16 protein-coding genes are annotated in these 18,000 nt (G+C 61.9%); 4 read left to right on the forward strand and 12 right to left on the reverse strand.

What is annotated here, in order from left to right; all coding sequences use genetic code 11:
- Positions 1-46: 46 nt before the first annotated feature.
- Genes B9Z34_RS13980 through badH form a run of 7 tightly spaced genes read right to left on the reverse strand, consistent with a single transcriptional unit; the run spans position 47 to position 7,278 of the window.
- Positions 47-802, reverse strand: coding sequence for an electron transfer flavoprotein subunit beta/FixA family protein (locus B9Z34_RS13980; protein ID WP_108428724.1), 756 nt, complete (start codon positions 800-802; stop codon positions 47-49).
- Positions 803-843: 41 nt separating this feature from the next.
- Positions 844-2,004, reverse strand: a complete 1,161-nt coding sequence (locus B9Z34_RS13985; RefSeq protein WP_108428725.1) for an acyl-CoA dehydrogenase family protein — start codon at positions 2,002-2,004, stop codon at positions 844-846.
- 12 nt (positions 2,005-2,016) lie between these two features.
- The gene (locus tag B9Z34_RS13990; protein WP_108428726.1) at positions 2,017-2,805 is read right to left on the reverse strand and encodes an enoyl-CoA hydratase; all 789 of its coding nucleotides are present in this window, start codon (positions 2,803-2,805) and stop codon (positions 2,017-2,019) included.
- Between the two features lie 18 nt (positions 2,806-2,823).
- Positions 2,824-4,473, reverse strand: coding sequence for a cyclohexanecarboxylate-CoA ligase (gene aliA / locus B9Z34_RS13995; RefSeq protein WP_108428727.1), 1,650 nt, complete (start codon positions 4,471-4,473; stop codon positions 2,824-2,826).
- A 47-nt stretch (positions 4,474-4,520) separates the two neighbouring features.
- Positions 4,521-5,678, reverse strand: a complete 1,158-nt coding sequence (aliB, locus tag B9Z34_RS14000) for a cyclohexanecarboxyl-CoA dehydrogenase (RefSeq protein ID WP_108428728.1) — start codon at positions 5,676-5,678, stop codon at positions 4,521-4,523.
- A 19-nt stretch (positions 5,679-5,697) separates the two neighbouring features.
- Complete coding sequence (gene badI / locus B9Z34_RS14005) at positions 5,698-6,480, reverse strand: 2-ketocyclohexanecarboxyl-CoA hydrolase (protein ID WP_108428729.1); 783 nt, start codon at positions 6,478-6,480, stop codon at positions 5,698-5,700.
- A 30-nt stretch (positions 6,481-6,510) separates the two neighbouring features.
- Positions 6,511-7,278 (reverse strand): 2-hydroxycyclohexanecarboxyl-CoA dehydrogenase, encoded by a 768-nt coding sequence (badH, locus tag B9Z34_RS14010; protein ID WP_108428730.1) that lies wholly within the window; start codon positions 7,276-7,278, stop codon positions 6,511-6,513.
- A gap of 133 nt (positions 7,279-7,411) precedes the next feature.
- Here badH and B9Z34_RS14015 point away from each other — a divergent pair, with 133 nt between their 5' ends.
- A complete protein-coding gene (locus B9Z34_RS14015) occupies positions 7,412-7,963 on the forward strand; it encodes a MarR family winged helix-turn-helix transcriptional regulator (RefSeq protein WP_108428731.1) in 552 nt (183 codons plus the stop codon).
- A gap of 119 nt (positions 7,964-8,082) precedes the next feature.
- Here the strand turns inward: B9Z34_RS14015 and glmS are convergent, their stop codons facing one another.
- Positions 8,083-9,945, reverse strand: coding sequence for a glutamine--fructose-6-phosphate transaminase (isomerizing) (glmS, locus tag B9Z34_RS14020; RefSeq protein ID WP_108428738.1), 1,863 nt, complete (start codon positions 9,943-9,945; stop codon positions 8,083-8,085).
- Positions 9,946-10,082: 137 nt separating this feature from the next.
- Between glmS and B9Z34_RS14025 the strand changes: the two genes are divergently transcribed.
- Entirely contained in the window at positions 10,083-10,568 is a 486-nt protein-coding gene (locus B9Z34_RS14025; RefSeq protein WP_108428732.1) for an Lrp/AsnC family transcriptional regulator, read from the forward strand.
- A gap of 171 nt (positions 10,569-10,739) precedes the next feature.
- Here B9Z34_RS14025 and glmU read toward each other — a convergent pair whose 3' ends face one another.
- Complete coding sequence (glmU, locus tag B9Z34_RS14030) at positions 10,740-12,149, reverse strand: bifunctional UDP-N-acetylglucosamine diphosphorylase/glucosamine-1-phosphate N-acetyltransferase GlmU (RefSeq protein WP_199220138.1); 1,410 nt, start codon at positions 12,147-12,149, stop codon at positions 10,740-10,742.
- Positions 12,150-12,359: 210 nt separating this feature from the next.
- On the opposite strand from glmU, the gene B9Z34_RS14035 reads away from it, so the two are divergent.
- A complete protein-coding gene (locus tag B9Z34_RS14035; protein WP_108428733.1) occupies positions 12,360-13,211 on the forward strand; it encodes a DUF6279 family lipoprotein in 852 nt (283 codons plus the stop codon).
- A 37-nt stretch (positions 13,212-13,248) separates the two neighbouring features.
- Here the strand turns inward: B9Z34_RS14035 and B9Z34_RS14040 are convergent, their stop codons facing one another.
- From B9Z34_RS14040 to B9Z34_RS14050, 3 genes are all read right to left on the reverse strand, one after another.
- The gene (locus tag B9Z34_RS14040) at positions 13,249-14,250 is read right to left on the reverse strand and encodes an MBL fold metallo-hydrolase (protein WP_108428734.1); all 1,002 of its coding nucleotides are present in this window, start codon (positions 14,248-14,250) and stop codon (positions 13,249-13,251) included.
- A 206-nt stretch (positions 14,251-14,456) separates the two neighbouring features.
- A complete protein-coding gene (locus B9Z34_RS14045) occupies positions 14,457-15,086 on the reverse strand; it encodes a TetR/AcrR family transcriptional regulator (RefSeq protein ID WP_108428735.1) in 630 nt (209 codons plus the stop codon).
- A gap of 18 nt (positions 15,087-15,104) precedes the next feature.
- The gene (locus B9Z34_RS14050; protein WP_108428736.1) at positions 15,105-15,689 is read right to left on the reverse strand and encodes a 5-formyltetrahydrofolate cyclo-ligase; all 585 of its coding nucleotides are present in this window, start codon (positions 15,687-15,689) and stop codon (positions 15,105-15,107) included.
- A gap of 9 nt (positions 15,690-15,698) precedes the next feature.
- On the opposite strand from B9Z34_RS14050, the gene B9Z34_RS14055 reads away from it, so the two are divergent.
- Positions 15,699-17,687 (forward strand): lytic transglycosylase domain-containing protein, encoded by a 1,989-nt coding sequence (locus B9Z34_RS14055; RefSeq protein ID WP_108428737.1) that lies wholly within the window; start codon positions 15,699-15,701, stop codon positions 17,685-17,687.
- The last annotated feature ends 313 nt before the right edge of the window (positions 17,688-18,000 follow it).

Consider the following 18,000-nt stretch of genomic DNA (forward strand, 5'->3'; position numbering starts at 1 on the left):
CTGTTCATCGCCATTCGGCCGCGGGGGCGGCCTCCCACAAAGTGCCTCAGATCACTTTGGCCACGTTTTTCAGCTTGTCCACCAGCGTGGCGACGTCAGGCACCTTGATGCCGGCGCTGCGCTTGGCAGGTTCGGCCACTTTCAGGGTCTTGATGCGGGGGGCCACATCGACACCCAGGTCTTCAGGCTTGAAGGTGTCGAGTTGTTTTTTCTTGGCCTTCATGATGTTGGGCAGCGTCACATAACGCGGCTCGTTCAGGCGCAGGTCGGTGGTCACCACCGCAGGCAGGCTGATGCTCAGCACTTCCAGGCCACCGTCGATCTCGCGGGTCACCTGGGCTTGGCCGTCCACGATCTCGACCTTGGAGGCAAAGGTGGCTTGGGGCAGGTCGGCCAATGCGGCCAGCATCTGGCCCGTCTGGTTGCAGTCGTCGTCAATGGCTTGTTTGCCCAGGATGATCAGGCCGGGTTGCTCTTTGTCCACCAGGGCCTTGAGCAGCTTGGCCACGGCCAGGGGCTGCAGGTCCAGGTCAGCGGGGGTCTCGACCAGGATACCGCGGTCGGCACCGATGGCCATGGCGGTGCGCAGGGTTTCCTGGCACTGGGCCACGCCGCAAGAGACCGCGATCACTTCGGTCGCCAGACCTTTTTCTTTCAGGCGCACAGCTTCTTCAACGGCGATCTCGTCAAAGGGGTTCATGCTCATCTTGACGTTGGCAATGTCCACGCCCGAACCATCGGACTTCACGCGGACCTTGACGTTGTAGTCCACCACCCGCTTGACGGGAACAAGAATTTTCATGACTTCACTCCAATGAATTTGTAGGCTGCAAGGGGCTGCGCTCAGGCTGTGCGCAGCAGCTCGCGGCCGATGATGATTTGCTGCACCTGGGTCGTGCCTTCGTACAGGCGCAGCAGGCGGGCGTCGCGGTAAAAGCGCTCGACCGGGTATTCGTTGATGTAGCCCGCCCCGCCATGGATCTGCACACCGCGGTCGGCCACGCGGCCCACCATCTCGGTCGAGAACAACTTGGCGCAGGACACCTGCATGGAAATTTCGGGGTCGGACACGTGCGGCGGCTTCAGGTCAAAACGTGCGGCCACGTCCTTGACCAGCGACCAACCCGCCAGCAGTTCGGCCTGGCTGTCGGCCAGCATGGCCTGGATCAACTGGAACTCGCCAATCGGTTTGCCAAACTGTTTGCGGTCGCGGGCGTAAGTGCGGGCCTCATCCAGGATGCGCGAGGCCAGTCCGCAGGAGACAGCCGAGATGTTCAGACGGCCACGGTCCAGCACTTTCATGGCGGTCTTGAAACCTTGACCGGGCAGGCCGCCAATGATGTTGGCGGCGGGCACGCGCACGTTCTCCAGAATCACATCGCAGGTCTTGGTGCCGCGTTGGCCCATTTTCTTGTCGAGCTTGCCCAGCTTGATGCCCGGTAAATCGGCCGGCACGATGAAGGCCGACACGCCACTAGCCCCTGGGCCGCCGGTGCGTGCCATCAAGGTGAAGGCGCCGGCACGGGGTGCGTTGGTGATGTAGCGCTTGGTGCCGTTGAGCACATAGTGGTCGCCGTCGAGTTCGGCGCGGGTCTTGAGCGAGGCGGCGTCGGTGCCGACATCGGGCTCGGTCAGGGCGAAGGACATGATCAGCTCGCCGCTGGCCACGCGGGGCAGGTAGGCGGCTTTTTGCTCGGGCGTGCCGTCCATCAGGATGCCCTGCGAGCCGATGCCAATGTTGGTGCCAAAGACCGAGCGGAAGGCGGGCGCGGTGCGGCCGAGCTCGTAGTTGACCAGCACCTCTTGGCTGACCGACAAACCGATGCCGCCAAATGCCTCGGGCACCGTCAGGCCAAACAGGCCCATGTCCTTCATGTCCTGAACGATGTCCAGTGGCACGTCATCGTGCTCTTCCAGGTGGTTTTCGGCCGGGATCAAGCGCTCGCGGATGAAGCGCTGGAGGGTGGGCAGCAAGAGGTCAAAGGATTCGGTGTCGAGGGCCATGGTGGTGAAGGGTCAACGATGCTGGAAAACAGGTTTGCGCTTGTCCAAGAAAGCGTGCATGCCCTCATGGGCGTCATCGCTGGCAAAGCGGGCATGCAGCGCACGGCGCTCGAACAAGATGCCCTCGCTCAAGCTGGACTCGTGCGCACGGTTGACCGATTCCTTGATGGCCATCAGCGCGGGCAATGAGTAGCCTGCAATTTGTGTGGCGAGCTTCAGGGCAGTGGCTTGCAGCTCGGTATCTGGCACCACGCGCGAGACCAGGCCATAACGGTCGGCCTCTTGTGCGCTCAGCATGCGGGCCGACAAGCACATGTCCATGGCCTTGGCCTTGCCCACGGCACGGGGCAGGCGCTGCGTTCCGCCCGCGCCGGGCAGCATGGCCAGCTTGATTTCGGGCAAGGCGAATTTGGCCGAATCGCCCGCAAGGATGATGTCGCAGGCCAGTGCCAACTCACAGCCACCCCCCATGGCGAAGCCGGCCACGGCCGCGATCACGGGCTTGCGCACCTGGCGGATGATCTCCCAGTTGCGGGTGATGAAGCCGCTTTGGAACACGTCCATGTACGACCAGTCGGCCATGACAGGGATGTCGGCCCCGGCCGCAAAGGCTTTGTCGCTGCCCGTGATGAGGATGGCCCCGATCTCGGCGTTGGCGTCAAAGGACAACAATGCCGCGCCCAGCGCGTCCATCAACTCGTCGTTGAGCGCATTCAGCTGGGCCGGGCGGTTCAGGCGGATCAAACCCACCCGGCCGTGTGTTTCGGTCAGGATGGTGGAACTGGCGTTGGATTCGGACATGGTGCGTTTTCTCGTGGTTCAGCGTGCGCTCAGCATGGCTTGCAGTTGCTCGCGCAGCTTGAACTTCTGGATCTTTCCTGAGGGCGTGGCAGGCATGGCATCCAACAGCTCCAGACGCTCGGGGATGTACTGGATCGCCACTTTTTGCTCCTTCAGGTAGTCCACCAGAGTGGGCATGTCGAAGCTTTGGCCGGGCTTGGTCACCACCACGGCGCAGGCGCGCTCACCCAGACGCTCATCGGGGTAGGCTACGATGGCGGCCATGGCCACGGCCGGGTGGCGGTACAGCAGCGACTCGATTTCAACGACAGGGATGTTTTCGCCACCGCGGATGATCACGTCCTTGCTGCGTCCGGTGATGCGGATATAGCCTTGCGCGTCCATGCGGGCCAGGTCACCGGTGTCAAACCAATCGTCAGCGTCGGTGCCGTTCAGGTGCTGACGGCGCAGGTAGCCACCAAAGTTGGAGCAGGCACGCACAAACAGCTTTCCCGCTTCGCCGGGCGGTAGGCTTTGGCCATCCTCACCGGCCACTTTGAGCTCGACGCCGGGCAGCGGCAGGCCGTCGGTGGTGAAAGCGCGCTCGTCCGAATCGTCCAGGCGAATGAGGGTCACGGCACCGTTTTCGGTCATGCCCCAGGCCGAGACGATCTTGGTGCCCAAAGCGGCACGCGCCTGCTCGACCAGCGGGCCGGGAATCGGCGCGCCAGCACACAGGAAGGTCTTGAGGCTGGGCACCGGTGTTTTGTTTTCCGTGACGGCGCGGGTCAGGTCGGTCAGGAACGGCGTCGATGCCATGGTGAAGCTGGCTTTTTCGCGGTTGATGATCTCGACCGCTTTTTTCGGCTCCCAGATGTCCTGCAGCACGGCGCTGGCCTTGAGCATGATGGGCATCATCAGGCCGTACATGAAACCCGTCTGGTGCGCCATGGGTGAGGCCATCAGCACCACGTCTTCGGCGTTGAGTTGCAGGCGCTCAGCATAGGGAATGATGTTGGCCATCACGGTGTTGGCCGAGTGCATCACGCCCTTGGGCTCGCCGGTGGTGCCGGAGGTATAGATCAGCTGCGTGATGTCGTCCGGACCAGGGCGGTGCGCGCCCAAGATGGCGGCGGCATCGGGCTCGTTTTCCCAGGCGGGGCCACTCAGCAGGGCTTCGAAGCTATTGGAGCCTTGGCCGTCAATCACCACCACGTGTTTCAGATGCGGCAGCCCCGGCTGAATGGCGGTGATCATCTGCTCGAAGTCAAAACCCCGGAAGCTCTTGGGCGCGATGATGACCTTGGCCTCGCCGTGCTTGAGCATGAAGTTCAGCTCGCGCTCGCGGAAGATGTGCATCAGCGGGTTGATGACCGCACCGATGCGCGAGCACGCCAGATAGGTCACGGTGAACTGCCACCAGTTGGGCAACTGGCAGGCCACGATGTCGTTCTTTTGCACGCCCAGGCGGCTCAAGCCCACGGCCACGCGGTCGGCCATTTGCGCCAGTTCACGGTAGGTGAAGCGGCGCACGTCATCGGCTTCCACGCGGTAGGCGGTGAGCGCCAGCTTGTCGGGGCAGGCGGCCATGCACGCATCCAGCTCATTGTTGATGGTGCGGTCATGCCAGAGGCCTTGCGCGATCATGCTGGCGCGACGTTGGGGCAGTAAAACGGCATCGAATTCCATGGTTGTCTCCTTGAAAGTGGGATGAAATGTTTTTGTTTTTCTGAAACTCAGGCAGGGACGTTTTTGCGTCCTGCACGGGTGCGTGCAATGATGGTTTTCATGATCTGCGCCGTGCCGTCTCCGATTTGGAAGCCCAGCACATCGCGCAGTCGTTGCTCCATCAGGCCGCGGTCATAGCCGCCGTGTCCAAAGCACAGCAGGCACTGGTGGATCACGTCGTAGGCCAGCTTGGGGCCCCACCACTTGGCCATGCCTGCTTCGGCAGAATGGGGCAGCCCCTGGTCCTTGAGCCACAGGCCTTGCAGGCAGACCAGGCGTGCACCTTCGACCTCGGTGTCGTACTGGGCCAAGGGGTGAGTCACGCCCTGAAAAGCCGACAGCGGCTGGCCAAAAGCCTGGCGCTGGGTGATGTACTCCCAGGTTTCTTCGAGCGCCACACGCGCCACGGCCAGGCATTGCAGGCCGATCAGCGAGCGCGAATAGTCAAAGCCGTGCATGACCTGCACAAAGCCCTTGTTCTCATCGCCCAGACGGTGGCTCACAGGCACGCGCACGTTCTCAAAAAAGATCGAGCCGCGACCGATCGAGCGCTGACCATGGCAATCAAACCGGCTGGTGGTCAGGCCCGGCGTGTCCATGGGCACCAGCAAGGCGGTGACACCATGCGCGCCCGACTCGGGTGTGCCGGTGCGGCCAAAGACCACGGTGATGTCGGCCTGGTCGGCGGCCGAGATGGAGGTTTTCTCGCCATTGATGACGTAAAAGTCGCCATCGCGCTCGACCCGCAAACGCAGGTTGGCTGCGTCCGAGCCGCCGCGCGGTTCGGTCAGGGCGATGGCGCAAATGGCCCGGCCCTCGCGGATCTTGTCGAGCCAAGGGCGCACCACATCAGGGTTGCCGTATTTGTAAAGAATCTGGCTGTTGAGCGAGGCCAACAGGTTGAGGTAGGAAAAGCTCAGGTCGGCACGGGCGATTTCCTCATGGATCACCCCTGCGGCCACACAGCCCATGCCCAGTCCGCCAAATTCTTCGGGAACTTCGGGGCAGATGAAACCCAAATCGCCCATCTCGCGCAGCAAGGCGCGGTCAAACTCGCGCGTTTTGTCGCGCTCCAGAAAACCGGGTTTGATTTTTTCATCGGCAAAGCGGCGCACGGTCTCGGCCAGTGCCTGCAGGTCTGCGTGGATGTACGGATTCGGGCTCATCGTTTCTCCTAGGCTTTGCTTACTTGGCGTACTTGCGGAAGTCGGGTTTGCGCTTTTCCTGCAAAGCCTTCACGCCTTCGCGCGACTCTTCCGTGTCGTAGTACAGCTTGAGCGCGTACATGCCCATGCCCGCGATGCCCGATTGGTGGGCGGTGTCCATGTTGAAGCTGCGCTTGGCAATGGCAATGGCCGTGGGGCTGCGCTCGCAGATGGTCTCGGCCCACTCCTGAACGGTGGCGTCGAGTTGTTCATGCTGCACGCAGATGTTGGCCAGGCCCATGTCCACGGCCTCTTGACCGGAATAGCGCTTATTGAGGTACCAGATTTCGCGGGCTTTTTTCTCGCCCACCACACGCGCCAAAAAGGCGGTGCCGTAGCCGGGGTCCACCGAACCCATCTTGGGGCCGACCTGGCCGAAGATGGCTTTGTCGGAGCAGATGGTCAGGTCGCAGATGGTGCACAACACATTGCCGCCGCCAATGGCAAAGCCTTGCACGCGGGCGATCACGGGCTTGGGCACGTCGCGGATGGCGGTGTGCAGCTCTTCCATGGGCAGACCGATCGTGCCGCGGCCGTCGTAGTTGCCGTCGTGGGCCGACTGGTCGCCGCCTGTGCAAAACGCGCGGTCACCGGCGCCGGCCAGCACGATGCAGCCGATGTCGCGGTCGTAACCGGCTTTGTTCAGGGCCTTGATGATTTCGTCGCAGGTGGTGCCGCGAAAGGCGTTCATCTTCTCGGGGCGGTTGATCGTGATCCAGGCTACGCCGTTGCGGTTTTCGTACAGGATGTCTTCGAATTGCATGTGTTTCTCCGGTTGAATGGGGGTGATCGATCAGCCGTGCATGGTCAGACCGCCCGAGACGCTCAGGACCTGACCGGTGATGAAGGCCGCATCGGCGCTGCTCAGGAAGACGATGGCACCCGCGAGGTCATCGGGCTGGCCCAGGCGACCCAGCGGGATGGCCTTCTTGAAGGCGTCCATGAGTTTTTCGGGGTTGGATGCGCCTTCGGCGAAACCGGCCAGCAGGGCGGTGTCGGTCGGGCCGGGGCAAACCACGTTGACAGTGATGTTGTGGCGGGCGTGCTCACGCGCCAGGGTTTTGGACAGGGCCACCAGACCGCCTTTGCAGGCGGCGTACACGGCTTCGCCGGACGAGCCGCCACGGGCCGCGTCGGAGGCGATGTTGACGATGCGGCCACCGCCGCGCGCCACCATGCCCGGCAGCACGGCGTGGTGCATGTGCAGTGCGCCTGTGAGGTTGATGGCGATCAGCTTGTCCCACTCGGCGGGCACGGTTTTGGTGAAGGGCTTGAAGATGTCCCAGCCGGCGTTGTTGACGAGCACGTCGATGGGGCCAAGCTGTGCTTCAGCCGCGGCCACGGCGGCGTCGACCTGCGCGCGGTTGGTGATGTCGCACTGGAAGGCCTTGGCCTTGCCGCCTGCGGCGACAATGCCGTCGGCCACCTTTTGGGCGGCTTCCAGGTTCATGTCGAACACCGCAACCTGAGCGCCTTCTTCGGCGAAACGGCGGCAGGTGGCCCCGCCAATGCCGCCACCGCCACCGGTCACAATCGCTGTTTTGCCTTTGAGGTCTTTCATGACTTTCTCCGTGAATTGAAATGGTTTGGAAAATTCGGAATGTCAAACATATGACAACATGTTGACTTATTTTAGGGTTTTCCACCGTTCCCCCTCAAGTCTTTTTCGTGTTCAATAACCTATCGTTTTCCCTATGTCAAAAGCCAAAGAAGCACGCATGGAACTGGCCAACAGGATTTTCTTCAAGCTATATCAGTGTGCCAATATGTTGCATAAAACTGGCAGCCGCGCGGTGCAGGACGAAGGCCTGACCACGCAGCAATGGGCGGTGCTGGGGGCGCTGTCACGGCCCGAGGCGGCCAAGGGCATGGGCGTGGGCGAGCTGGCGCGCTACCTCATGGTCAGCCGCCAAAACTTGTCAGGACTGATCACCCGCATGACGCGCGATGGCCACATCGAGATGAGCACCGACGGACGCGATCGCCGTTCACGGCTGGTGGTGATGACCGAATCGGGGCGCCATGTGTGGATGGACTTGGCGCAGCCTAAGATCAAGGCCTACTACGAGCAGGCCCTGCAGGATTTTTCGATGGGCGACATGGCCCACACCCTGCATTACTTCCTCAAACTCCTGGATAACATGGAGAAGATCGACCACGCTGCGCCGCAAGAGGAAGCATCGTCAGAAGATCTGAATGCAGAGGATGAAGCCCAACCTCAACACAGTCAGCGTATGGTTCCGTAGGTTCATGCTGGCTTTGATGTATGCGTCATCTTTCGCAAAGCCAAACAGGATTTTTCATGCAATTTTTAACTTGAAGTTAAAAATTGCATGGATTCAAGGCGTCGAGTTTTTGCCGTCAATCACTCCACCGTGACCGACTTCGCCAGGTTCCTCGGCTTGTCCACATCCGTCCCCCGCGCACACGCCGTGTGATAGCTGAGCAACTGCAGCGGCACCACATGCAAGATCGGTGACAACACGCCATAGTGCTCAGGCATGCGGATCACATTGACGCCTTCGCTGCTTTCGATCTTCGTGTCGCCGTCGGCCAGCACATACAGCACACCGCCGCGGGCGCGCACCTCTTGCATGTTGCTTTTCAGCTTTTCCAACAGCTGGTCGTTGGGGGCTACGGTCACCACGGGCATGGCGCTGGTCACCAAAGCCAAGGGGCCGTGTTTGAGTTCACCCGCCGCATAGGCTTCGGCGTGGATGTAGGTGATTTCTTTGAGCTTCAAAGCGCCTTCCAAGGCGATGGGGTAGTGCGTGCCCCGGCCCAAAAACAGCGCGTTTTCCTTGCTGGCGAATTCCTCGGCCCACGCGATGATCTGCGGCTCCAGCGCCAGCACGGCTTGCAGGGCGGCGGGCAGGTGGCGCATGGCTTTGATGTGCTCGGCTTCCTCGGCCTCTGACAAGCGGCCTTTGGTCTGGGCCAAAGCCAGCGTGAGCAAAAACAAACCGGCTAACTGCGTGGTGAAGGCCTTGGTGGAGGCCACGCCGATCTCTGCCCCGGCGCGGGTCACGTAGGCGTGTTTGCATTCGCGCACCATGGCGCTGGTGGACACGTTACAGATGGTGAGCGTGTGCGTCATGCCCAGGCTTTGCGCGTGGCGCAGCGCGGCCAAGGTGTCGGCGGTTTCACCGCTTTGGGTGATGGTGACGATGAGGGTGCCCGGGTTGGGCACCGATTCGCGGTAGCGGTATTCGCTGGCGATTTCGACCTGACAGGGCACTTTGGCAATGGCTTCAATCCAGTACTTGGCCACGCACCCGCTGTAGTAGCTGGTGCCACAGGCCAGGATCAACACGTTGTCAATCGCCTTGAAGGTGCTGTACGCCCCGTCGCCAAACAGCTCGGGCGTGATGCCTTCGACGCCTTCGAGCGTGTCGGCAATAGCGCGGGGCTGCTCGAAGATTTCCTTTTGCATGTAGTGGCGGTAGGGCCCAAGTTCTGCCGCGCCGCTGTGGGCGTGCACGGTTTTCACGGCGCGGGTCACGGCCTTGTGGTCGCGGTCCACCACCCAGTATTTGCCGAGCTGAATGTCGACCACATCACCTTCTTCCAGATAGACGATCTGGTCGGTCACGCCCGCCAGCGCCATCGCGTCGCTGGCGAGGAATGTTTCGCCCTGTCCCACACCCAGGATGAGCGGCGAGCCCGCACGCGCACCGATGACGCGCTGCGGTTCGTCTTTGTGGAACACCGCAATCGCATATGCACCGTGCAGTTGGCGAATGGCGGTTTTGACAGCTTCAAACAAATCACCGTCGTACACGCTGTCGACCAAATGGGCGATGACCTCGGTGTCGGTCTGGCTGGCAAAGACATAGCCCTTGGCCTGCAGAGCGGCGCGCAGTTCTTCGTGGTTTTCGATGATGCCGTTGTGCACCAGCGCGACCTTGCCGGGCTTGGCGTCTGCTGCGCCTGTGCCGTGGCTGAAGTGCGGGTGCGCGTTGTGCACGGCGGGTGCACCGTGTGTGGCCCAGCGGGTGTGGGCGATGCCGGTGCCGCCTTCGATGTGATCGGCGCTGACTTGGTCCATCAGCTCGGCCACGCGCGCGGTGCTGCGCGCGCGTTGCAAGCCACCCGTGCCGCCGCTGAGGCTCGCCGCGTGCACGGCCACGCCGCAGGAGTCATAGCCCCGGTATTCGAGACGTTGAAGGCCCTGAACGAGAACAGGAACGATGTTGCGGGAAGAAACGGCGCCAACGATGCCACACATGAAAGGCTCCTCAATTGGGGGAATGGCACCGATGGTAGGCATGCCCTGTAAAAATATCAGATCAATATTTTTCTATTTACGGTTTTTTATTTCACAAAACAAGTGAAGTGGAATTAAATTTCACTAAAATTCAATATATGGAATCAAACGAACTCGACGCCATTGACTTGCAACTGCTCGACAGTCTGCAGCGCGACGCCAGCCTGAGCAATGTGGCGCTGGCCGAAAAAGTCAATGTCTCGCCGCCCACCTGTCTGCGCCGCGTCAAACGCTTGATCGAGGGCGGCTGGGTCGAGCGGCAGATGGCCGTGCTCAGCACCGACCGGCTCGCCGCCACGCTCGGCCACGGGCTGACCGCCTTGGTCGAAGTGTCTTTGGACAAGCAGGGCAGCGAACACCTGGACGCCTTTGAAGTCCGCGCCGTGGCGCACGACGCGGTGCAGCAGTGCTGGCGCGTGTCGCCCGGGCCGGACTTCATGCTGGTGGTGCAGGCACGCGACATGCCGCATTACCTCACCATCAGTCAGGCGCTCTTCACGCAGGATGCGAATGTGCGCAATGTGAAGGCGTTTTTTGCGACCAAACGGGCCAAGTTCACGACGACCTGGCCCTTGCTCGGATAAGCCCACATCTTTTGCCGTCATCACCGACAGCGGTAAGCTGTCATTCCCGGCAGCGTCAAGTCACCTTACCCGATACCGTGAAGTTGTCATGCCCGACTGGATCGGGTATCCATGGTCTGCTGGCATGGATACCCGCATGCGCGGGTAAAGCAAAACCAGGAGCGAGATGCTTCAGGCTTTGGGCTTTTTGGTGGGGCGCGCCCAGTTGGCGATGCTGATCTGCTTGCCGCGCGCCACGGTCAGCGAACCGGGTTCGGTGCTCTTGGTGATGGTGGAGCCGCCGCCCACCGTGCCGCCTGCGCCAATCGTCACAGGGGCCACCAGCACGCAGTTGCTGCCGATGTGGACGTCGACCTCGATCACCGTGCGGTGCTTGTTGGCCCCGTCGTAGTTGGCCGTGATGCTGCCCGCGCCGTAGTTCACCCGCTCGCCCACGGTGGCGTCGCCCAGATAGGCCAGGTGGTTGGCTTTGGCACCCTGGGCCAAGGTGGAATTTTTCACCTCGACAAAATTGCCGATGTGCACTTCAGCCCCCAGCTGCGCACCGGGGCGCAAGCGGGCAAACGGGCCGATCAAGGCGCCCTCGCCCACGCTCACGCCCAATTTTTCGCCGTCGATGTGGGTGAAAGGGTGGATGACCGCACCCGCCGCGATGGTGCAGTTGGCAATCACGCAGTTCGCGCCGATCTTCACGCCGTCGCCCAAGGACACCTGGCCTTCAAAAACGCAGTTCACATCGATCTCGACGTCTTGCGCGCAATCGAGCTGACCGCGCAGGTCAAAGCGGGCAGGGTCTTTCAGGCGCACGCCTTGTTCCATCAGGCGATGCGCCTGGCGCAACTGGTGGGCACGCTCCAGCTCGGCCAGTTGCACCGGGCTGTTGATGCCGGCCACCTGCAGCGGGTCGGCGATCTTGTGCGCCACCACAGGCACGCCATCGGCCACGGCCAGCTTGACCACGTCGGTCAGGTAGTACTCACCCTGGGCGTTCTGGTTGTCGATGCGGCCCAGCCAGCCTTTGAGCAGCTTGGCGGGCACGGCCATGATGCCGCTGTAGACCTCCTGGATCTGGCGCTGCGCATCGGTCGCGTCTTTGTGCTCCACGATGGCTTGCACGGCTTCACCCTTTCGGACAATGCGGCCGTAACCCGTGGGGTCGGCAAAATCGATGGTGAGCAGCGCCAGCTGGTCGCCACCACAATGGTCAATCAGCGCCTGCAGGGTGCCCGCCTGGGTCAAAGGCACATCGCCCGACAAGATCACCACCACACCATCGTCGGCCAGCACGGGCACGGCCTGCTGCACAGCATGGCCTGTGCCCAGCTGCGGCTCTTGCCGCACGCACTGCACCGCCAACGCCTGGGCCGGGGCCAGCAACACGGGCTCCACCTGGTCAGCGCCGTGCCCGGTGATGACCACGGCCGAACGGGCATCCAGCTGCGCGGCCGTGTTCAGCACATGCTGCACCAGCGGCACACCCGCCAGCCGCTGGAGCACTTTGGGCAAGCGGCTTTTCATGCGGGTGCCTTTGCCAGCGGCCATCACGACGACATCGATGGGAAACGGGGTATTCAAACTCATGGAAATCTTTCAAAAGCGGGGCCGGGTTCGGGGCGCGGCGCACTTCAAGATTATCGCCAGACTGAAACCCACTCCCTGCCACTTGAGCCCGGTCAAGTCACGGGTTTGGCATTGGGTGGACAATGTCCGTGGGTCTTGGCCGCCAAAGCCGATCCAAGCCCCATACATTTCGGAGTTTTGCATGCGATCCATGAAAGTTGAAGGCTTGGAATGACCCGCTACCTCCTTGCACTGCTGGCCTTTCTCGCCTTACAAGGCTGCAGCGCCATCAAGCTGGGCTACCAACAGCTTCCTACGCTCTCGTATTGGTGGCTGGACAGCGCGATCTCGTTCAACAGCGAACAGTCCTTGCGCGCCAAAGAGGCGCTGGAGCAACTGCACCAATGGCACCGCCGCGAAGAGTTGACCAGTTATGCCGACTTCTTGAATCGATCGGCCCAGTGGAGCCAAGGCACCGTGGAGAGCACCCAGGTGTGCAGCGCCTTTGCCGAAGTGCAAATCCGGCTTGACCGTCTGATGCGCGAGGCGGTGCGTCAAGCTGCCCCGGTGGCCATGATGCTGGGTCCACGCCAACTCAGCCACTTGGCGCGACAGTGGGACAGCAAGAACGAAGAATGGGAAAAAGACTGGCTGCGCGGCGATGAACAGGCACGCATGGAGCGTCGGGCGGAACGGGTGGTGAACCGTTACAAGGATTTTTATGGCGGACTCCAGACTGAGCAAACCGCCTTGATCAAGGACCATCTGGCACAGTCTCCGTGGACCGCCGAGTGGGGCCGCCATGACCGCCAGCGACGCCAAAAGGATCTGCTGGCGACGCTGCAACGGGTGTCACAAGGCCAGATGCCCGTGGCCCAGGTCGAAGCCGAGTTGTGGAGCGTGTGGCAGCGCTGGCTCAAGCCTCCAGACGCTGCAGGTGCGGCCTTGATGCAGGCCATGTCTCAGCAGGCCTGCAACAACTTGACCCAGCTGCACAACACCACCAGCGCTGAACAGCGCCAGCGTGCCGTACGCCGCATCCGTGCCTACGAACGCGACTTGCGCGACCTGATCCTGCCTTGAGGCGCTGCCCCAACTTGCCCCGACTGCCTGCGCTCCGTCAGCTTTGCAGCGCCTTCCACATCTCCATGTCGCGCTCAGCCGTCCAGATGCGGGGGTTCTGGATGCCGCTGGCTTCGTCATAAGCGCGGGTCACGTCAAAGGGCAAGCAGTGCTCGTAAATGAACACATGACCGAAGACGGGGTCCATGGCCTTGCGGGTGTGGGCCATGGCGGCTTTCAGGTCCATCTTGGCGGCCACAGCTTCCTTGCCCGCTTGGTACAAGGTCTCCACCCAGCGCTTGGTGTAGTCCAGCGCCTTGTTGACGTTGGCGTTGCCTTTCATCGCTTCGCCGCGGCCGGGCACAATGAACTCGGCCTTCAGGGCGCGCAAGGCTTCCAGCGTGGCGGGCCACTCTTCGAGCTGGGCGTCGCCCGTGTAGACCCCGGCTTCATACTCGACCAGGTCGCCTGAGAACAGCACTTTTTCTTCTTCGACCCAGGCGATCGTGTCGCCACGGGTGTGGCCAGGACCGGGATGCCAGATCTGCACCACCACGCCGCCCAGGTTGATGCTGAGCTTGCCGGGGACTTCGCCTTTTGTGGGGTTGCCACCGCCGACCACCATGGTGGGCCAGGTCAGGCCGGGCACGCTGTCTGCACCACGGAACAGACGCGGGAAGCGCTCCATCTCGCTCTTCATGTCCTGCGCACCGCGCTCCTTGATCAGGTCCAGGGTGCCTTCACTGGCGATGATCTCGGTCGCGCCTTCGGCGGCGTAGGCGTAGGCGCCCAGCACGCGCACCGCGTGGTAATGGGTCAGCAGCACATATTTGATGGGCAGGTTGCTGACGGTCCGGATCTTCTTGATCAGGTCTTGCGCCATGGCCGGGGTGGCGGTGGCGTCGCTGACCATGATGAAACGGTCCCCAATGATCACGCCCGAATTGGGGTCACCCTCAGCGGTATAGGCCCAGCAGTGCTGGCTGAGTTGCTCGAAAGTGATCTTCTTCTCCTCCAGATCGGCTTGGCTGGCGAAGGCTTTTGTAGGGGCGTTGGACATGGAAATTTCTCCGGTCAATGAATGGACTGGATTTTACCTAAACGAAATGCGTTACGCATTGGTAAATTTCAATCGTCAATGTCTTTGCAAAGAACTGTCTTGTGGGAGGCCGCCCCTGCGGCCGAATGCGTGAACGGGCTCCGGCCAATATTCGCGAGCAGGGGCTCGCTCCCAGATGGAAGTCCCCCAAAAAGATGGCATGAAACTCAGCCGAGTCCCTTTTCCAGCATGGCAATGACCTCTTCGGCAAAAGCCGCATAGCTGATCGGTCCGCCCGGGCGCAGCCAGGTGAAGGTCCAGTTGATCATGCCCAGCAGCATCATGGTCAACGCCGTCTGGTTGGTCGGGGTGAGCCGATCGGGGTAGGCCCGTTTCATGAAACGGGTCATGGCCGCGACGATGTCACGCTGGCGGTTCAGGATCAACTCGCGCGGTGAGACGGTGCCGGAGGGCAATGCCGCGTCGGGGGCATCGCTCAAAAACTGCGTGTCATTGAGCAAGGCCGCGTGCCGGGTTGCCGAGGTTTCGTATTCCTGCAAGAACGCCCGCACCAGCTCATGCAGCGTGGCGCGCTCGTCCAGATTTTTGCGCTGTGCAATCGCCTCGGTCTGCGCAATCAACGCCAGCAAACGCTGGGTGTGCCGATCCAGCAAGTCGAACAAGATCGCTTCCTTGCTCTCGTAATAGTGGTACAGCCGCGCCTTGGAGGTGCCGCAGGCGGTGGCGATCTCGTTCATGCTGGCCGCAGGGTAGCTGCGCTGCGCAAAGCATTGCGCGGCGATGTCGAGGATCGCATCGCGCTTGATGTCGTGGGTGGCGGATTTGGGTCGGGCCATGGTTTTACTGCTGCTCGCTCAAACCGGCCAGACCACGCCGTTGTCGTTCAGGATGGCGTCCAGCGGCTGGTCATGGTCTTCGGGTTCCAGGTCGTCCACAAAGCCGTGGGTGAAACCCAAACCGACGGTGAAGGGCTTGGGCTGCAGGGTGGCCAGGGTTCGGTCGTAAAAGCCGCCGCCGTAACCCAAGCGGTAACCGCCCGTGCCATAGCCCACGCATGGCACAAACAGCAAGGTCGGCACGATGACTTCGGTGTCTTTGGGCTTGGGGATGCCGTAGGCGTCTTCTTCCATCGCACAGCCGGGGTACCAGGTGTGGAAAGTCAGGGTTTTGTGCAACTTGTTGACCACAGGCAGGCCGATGCGGCGGCGCTGGGGCTCGCCGTTCAACTCACCGTCTTCCTTCCAGCGATGCAGCACCGGTAACGGGTCGAACTCGCCCTTGATGGGCCAATAGGCGCCGATCACGGTGTCCCGTCGGTCAAACAGCCAGATGCGCATGACGCGCTGCAAGGCTTCGGCCCGGGCCAGTCGGTCCGGCAGATTCAACCTTTCTTCAATCAAGGCTTTTCTCAAGGCGCGTTTTGCTTCGGCTTTGTCCATAATCGACCCATGAAATTCACTCAGATTCTGACACTGGTTTGTGCCTTGGCCGCGACAGGCCTTTGGAGCCCCCTCGCCCAGGCCCAAGTCCAGGCCCCCAACAAAGGCGATCAGGTCATCCTGGAGATGCACCAGGCCTTCAAAAAAGGCGACAAAAACCGCTTGGCCGCCCTGCTGCCCCAGGCCCGTGGCCATGTGCTGGAGCCCCTGGCCGCGTATTGGGACATGCGCGTGCGCCTGGACACCGCGCCCGAGTCGGAAATCCGCAGTTTTTTGAACACCTACGCGGGCAGCTACTACGAAGACCGCCTGCGCAACGACTGGTTGTTGCAGCTGGGCAAACGCCGCGACTGGACCACTTTCACCGCCGAATACCCGCGCTACCGCATGCGCGATGACCGTGAATTGCGCTGCTACGCCCTGGCCACCGAGGCCATGAACAGCAAAGCCGACGTGGCCGAGGAAGCCAAGCGCCTGTGGTACAGCCTGCGCGAGGCCGACGACGGCTGCACCTATGTGGCCGACCACTTGCACTCGGGCAAACAAATGAACGGTCTGGATCTGTGGCGCAAGGCGCGCATCGCCATGGACGCGAACCGCCCCCGCGCAGCGCAAGCGGCCGTGGACATCGAAGCCCCCCGCCTGTCGGAACAAGTGGCCCTGATCCACGCCGACCCGGCCAAATACCTGGACAAACGCATCATCGCCATCACCCGCAATCGCAAAGAGCTGGCGGTGCTGGCCCTGATCCGGCTGGCTGCCAAAGACCCGGACGAAGCGGCCGATCTGCTGAACAGGCGCTGGGCTCTACAGCTGAGCCAGGAGGAGCGCAACTGGACCTGGGGCGTGATCGGCAAACAGGCCGCCCAAAAACTGCAGGACAACGCCGCCAGCCACTTTGCCAAAGTGCAAAAAGACAGTGACCTGAACGACGATTTGCTGAGTTGGAAAGTGCGCGCCGCCTTGCGCCAGGGCCAGTGGCGTCAGGTGCTCTCGGCCACCCAGGCCATGAGCCCGGAATCGCAAAAAGACCCCGCCTGGGTTTACTGGCGAGCCCGCGCCCTGATGGCCACCGCGCAAGACACGGCCCAACGGCAAGAGGCGCAAGGCCTGCTGCGCAGCATCGCCAGTGTGAAGGGCTTTTACGAACAACTCGCACTGGAAGACCTGGGCCAGCCCATCACCGCGCCTGAACGCCCCATGGCGCTGACGCCCCAAGAGAAAGCCGCCGCCCTCACCAACCCCGGTCTGCAACGCGCCCTGTACGCCATCCAGATCGGTCTGCGCCCCGAAGGCAACCGCGAGTGGAACTACAGCACCAACTTGCACACGCCCGGCGGCATGAACGACCGCGAACTGCTGGCCGCCGCCGACCTGGCTTGTCAACGCCAGGTCTGGGACCGCTGCATCAACACCAGCGACCGGACCAAGGACGTGATCGACTTTGACCAACGCTTTCCCATGCCGCTGCGCGAGATCGTGGTGCGCCGCGCGGGCGAGATCCAACTCGACCCGGCCTATGTGTACGGCCTGATCCGACAGGAAAGCCGCTTCATCATGGACGCCCGCTCGCATGTGGGCGCGTCTGGCCTGATGCAGGTCATGCCCGCCACCGCCAAATGGACCGCCAAGAAAATTGGCTTGAACAATTTCACCCCGGACCAGATCACCGACCGGGAAGTGAACGTGGCCATTGGCACGGGTTACCTGAAACTGGTGCTGGACGACTTTGAGGGCTCCATGCCCATGGCCACGGCCGCCTACAACGCAGGCCCCAGCCGCCCACGCAATTGGCGCAACGGCCCGGTGCTCGAAGCCGCCATCTGGGCCGAAAACATCCCGTTCCAGGAAACGCGCGATTACGTGAAGAAAGTGCTGTCCAACACCACCAACTATGCCGCCATCCTCACGCGCCAGCCGCAGTCACTCAAGGCGCGTCTGGGCCAAGTGGGCCCGCGCAACTCCCCCATGGCCGAGGTGAACAAGGATTTGCCCTGAAAGAGCGCCGGCACTTGATGTGTCACCCTTGAATCGATCGAGGGTCCATGCCTGCGATGGGGATGGATACCCGGTCAAGCCGGGCATGACAAATGGAGGCACAACCTCCTGTCTCATCACTCCTCTCTCGTCACCCCCGACTTGATCGGGGGTCCATGCCTTCGCCGGCCGTGGATACCCGCATGCGCGCATATGCGCTAACTTAAAATATCAATTTGAGATATGCTCTTCTCCATTGCGTATGGAAGGAGAAGGCCATGGAGTGCTCGGTGCAGCCGTCGGAATTTGTTCGCCTCGATGAGGACTGGCAGCT

This window comes from Limnohabitans sp. Hippo3, assembly GCF_003063665.1.
GTDB lineage: Bacteria > Pseudomonadota > Gammaproteobacteria > Burkholderiales > Burkholderiaceae_C > Limnohabitans_A.

Bases quoted from the DNA above. Each gene is read 5' to 3' on its own strand.
- B9Z34_RS13980 (WP_108428724.1), bottom strand. From the start codon at position 802: ATGAAAATTCTTGTTCCCGTCAAGCGGGTGGTGGACTACAACGTCAAG.
- B9Z34_RS13985 (WP_108428725.1), bottom strand. From the start codon at position 2,004: ATGGCCCTCGACACCGAATCCTTTGACCTCTTGCTGCCCACCCTCCAG.
- B9Z34_RS13990 (WP_108428726.1), bottom strand. From the start codon at position 2,805: ATGTCCGAATCCAACGCCAGTTCCACCATCCTGACCGAAACACACGGC.
- aliA (WP_108428727.1), bottom strand. From the start codon at position 4,473: ATGGAATTCGATGCCGTTTTACTGCCCCAACGTCGCGCCAGCATGATC.
- aliB (WP_108428728.1), bottom strand. From the start codon at position 5,678: ATGAGCCCGAATCCGTACATCCACGCAGACCTGCAGGCACTGGCCGAG.
- badI (WP_108428729.1), bottom strand. From the start codon at position 6,480: ATGCAATTCGAAGACATCCTGTACGAAAACCGCAACGGCGTAGCCTGG.
- badH (WP_108428730.1), bottom strand. From the start codon at position 7,278: ATGAAAGACCTCAAAGGCAAAACAGCGATTGTGACCGGTGGCGGTGGC.
- B9Z34_RS14015 (WP_108428731.1), top strand. From the start codon at position 7,412: ATGTCAAAAGCCAAAGAAGCACGCATGGAACTGGCCAACAGGATTTTC.
- glmS (WP_108428738.1), bottom strand. From the start codon at position 9,945: ATGTGTGGCATCGTTGGCGCCGTTTCTTCCCGCAACATCGTTCCTGTT.
- B9Z34_RS14025 (WP_108428732.1), top strand. From the start codon at position 10,083: ATGGAATCAAACGAACTCGACGCCATTGACTTGCAACTGCTCGACAGT.
- glmU (WP_199220138.1), bottom strand. From the start codon at position 12,149: ATGAGTTTGAATACCCCGTTTCCCATCGATGTCGTCGTGATGGCCGCT.
- B9Z34_RS14035 (WP_108428733.1), top strand. From the start codon at position 12,360: ATGACCCGCTACCTCCTTGCACTGCTGGCCTTTCTCGCCTTACAAGGC.
- B9Z34_RS14040 (WP_108428734.1), bottom strand. From the start codon at position 14,250: ATGTCCAACGCCCCTACAAAAGCCTTCGCCAGCCAAGCCGATCTGGAG.
- B9Z34_RS14045 (WP_108428735.1), bottom strand. From the start codon at position 15,086: ATGGCCCGACCCAAATCCGCCACCCACGACATCAAGCGCGATGCGATC.
- B9Z34_RS14050 (WP_108428736.1), bottom strand. From the start codon at position 15,689: ATGGACAAAGCCGAAGCAAAACGCGCCTTGAGAAAAGCCTTGATTGAA.
- B9Z34_RS14055 (WP_108428737.1), top strand. From the start codon at position 15,699: ATGAAATTCACTCAGATTCTGACACTGGTTTGTGCCTTGGCCGCGACA.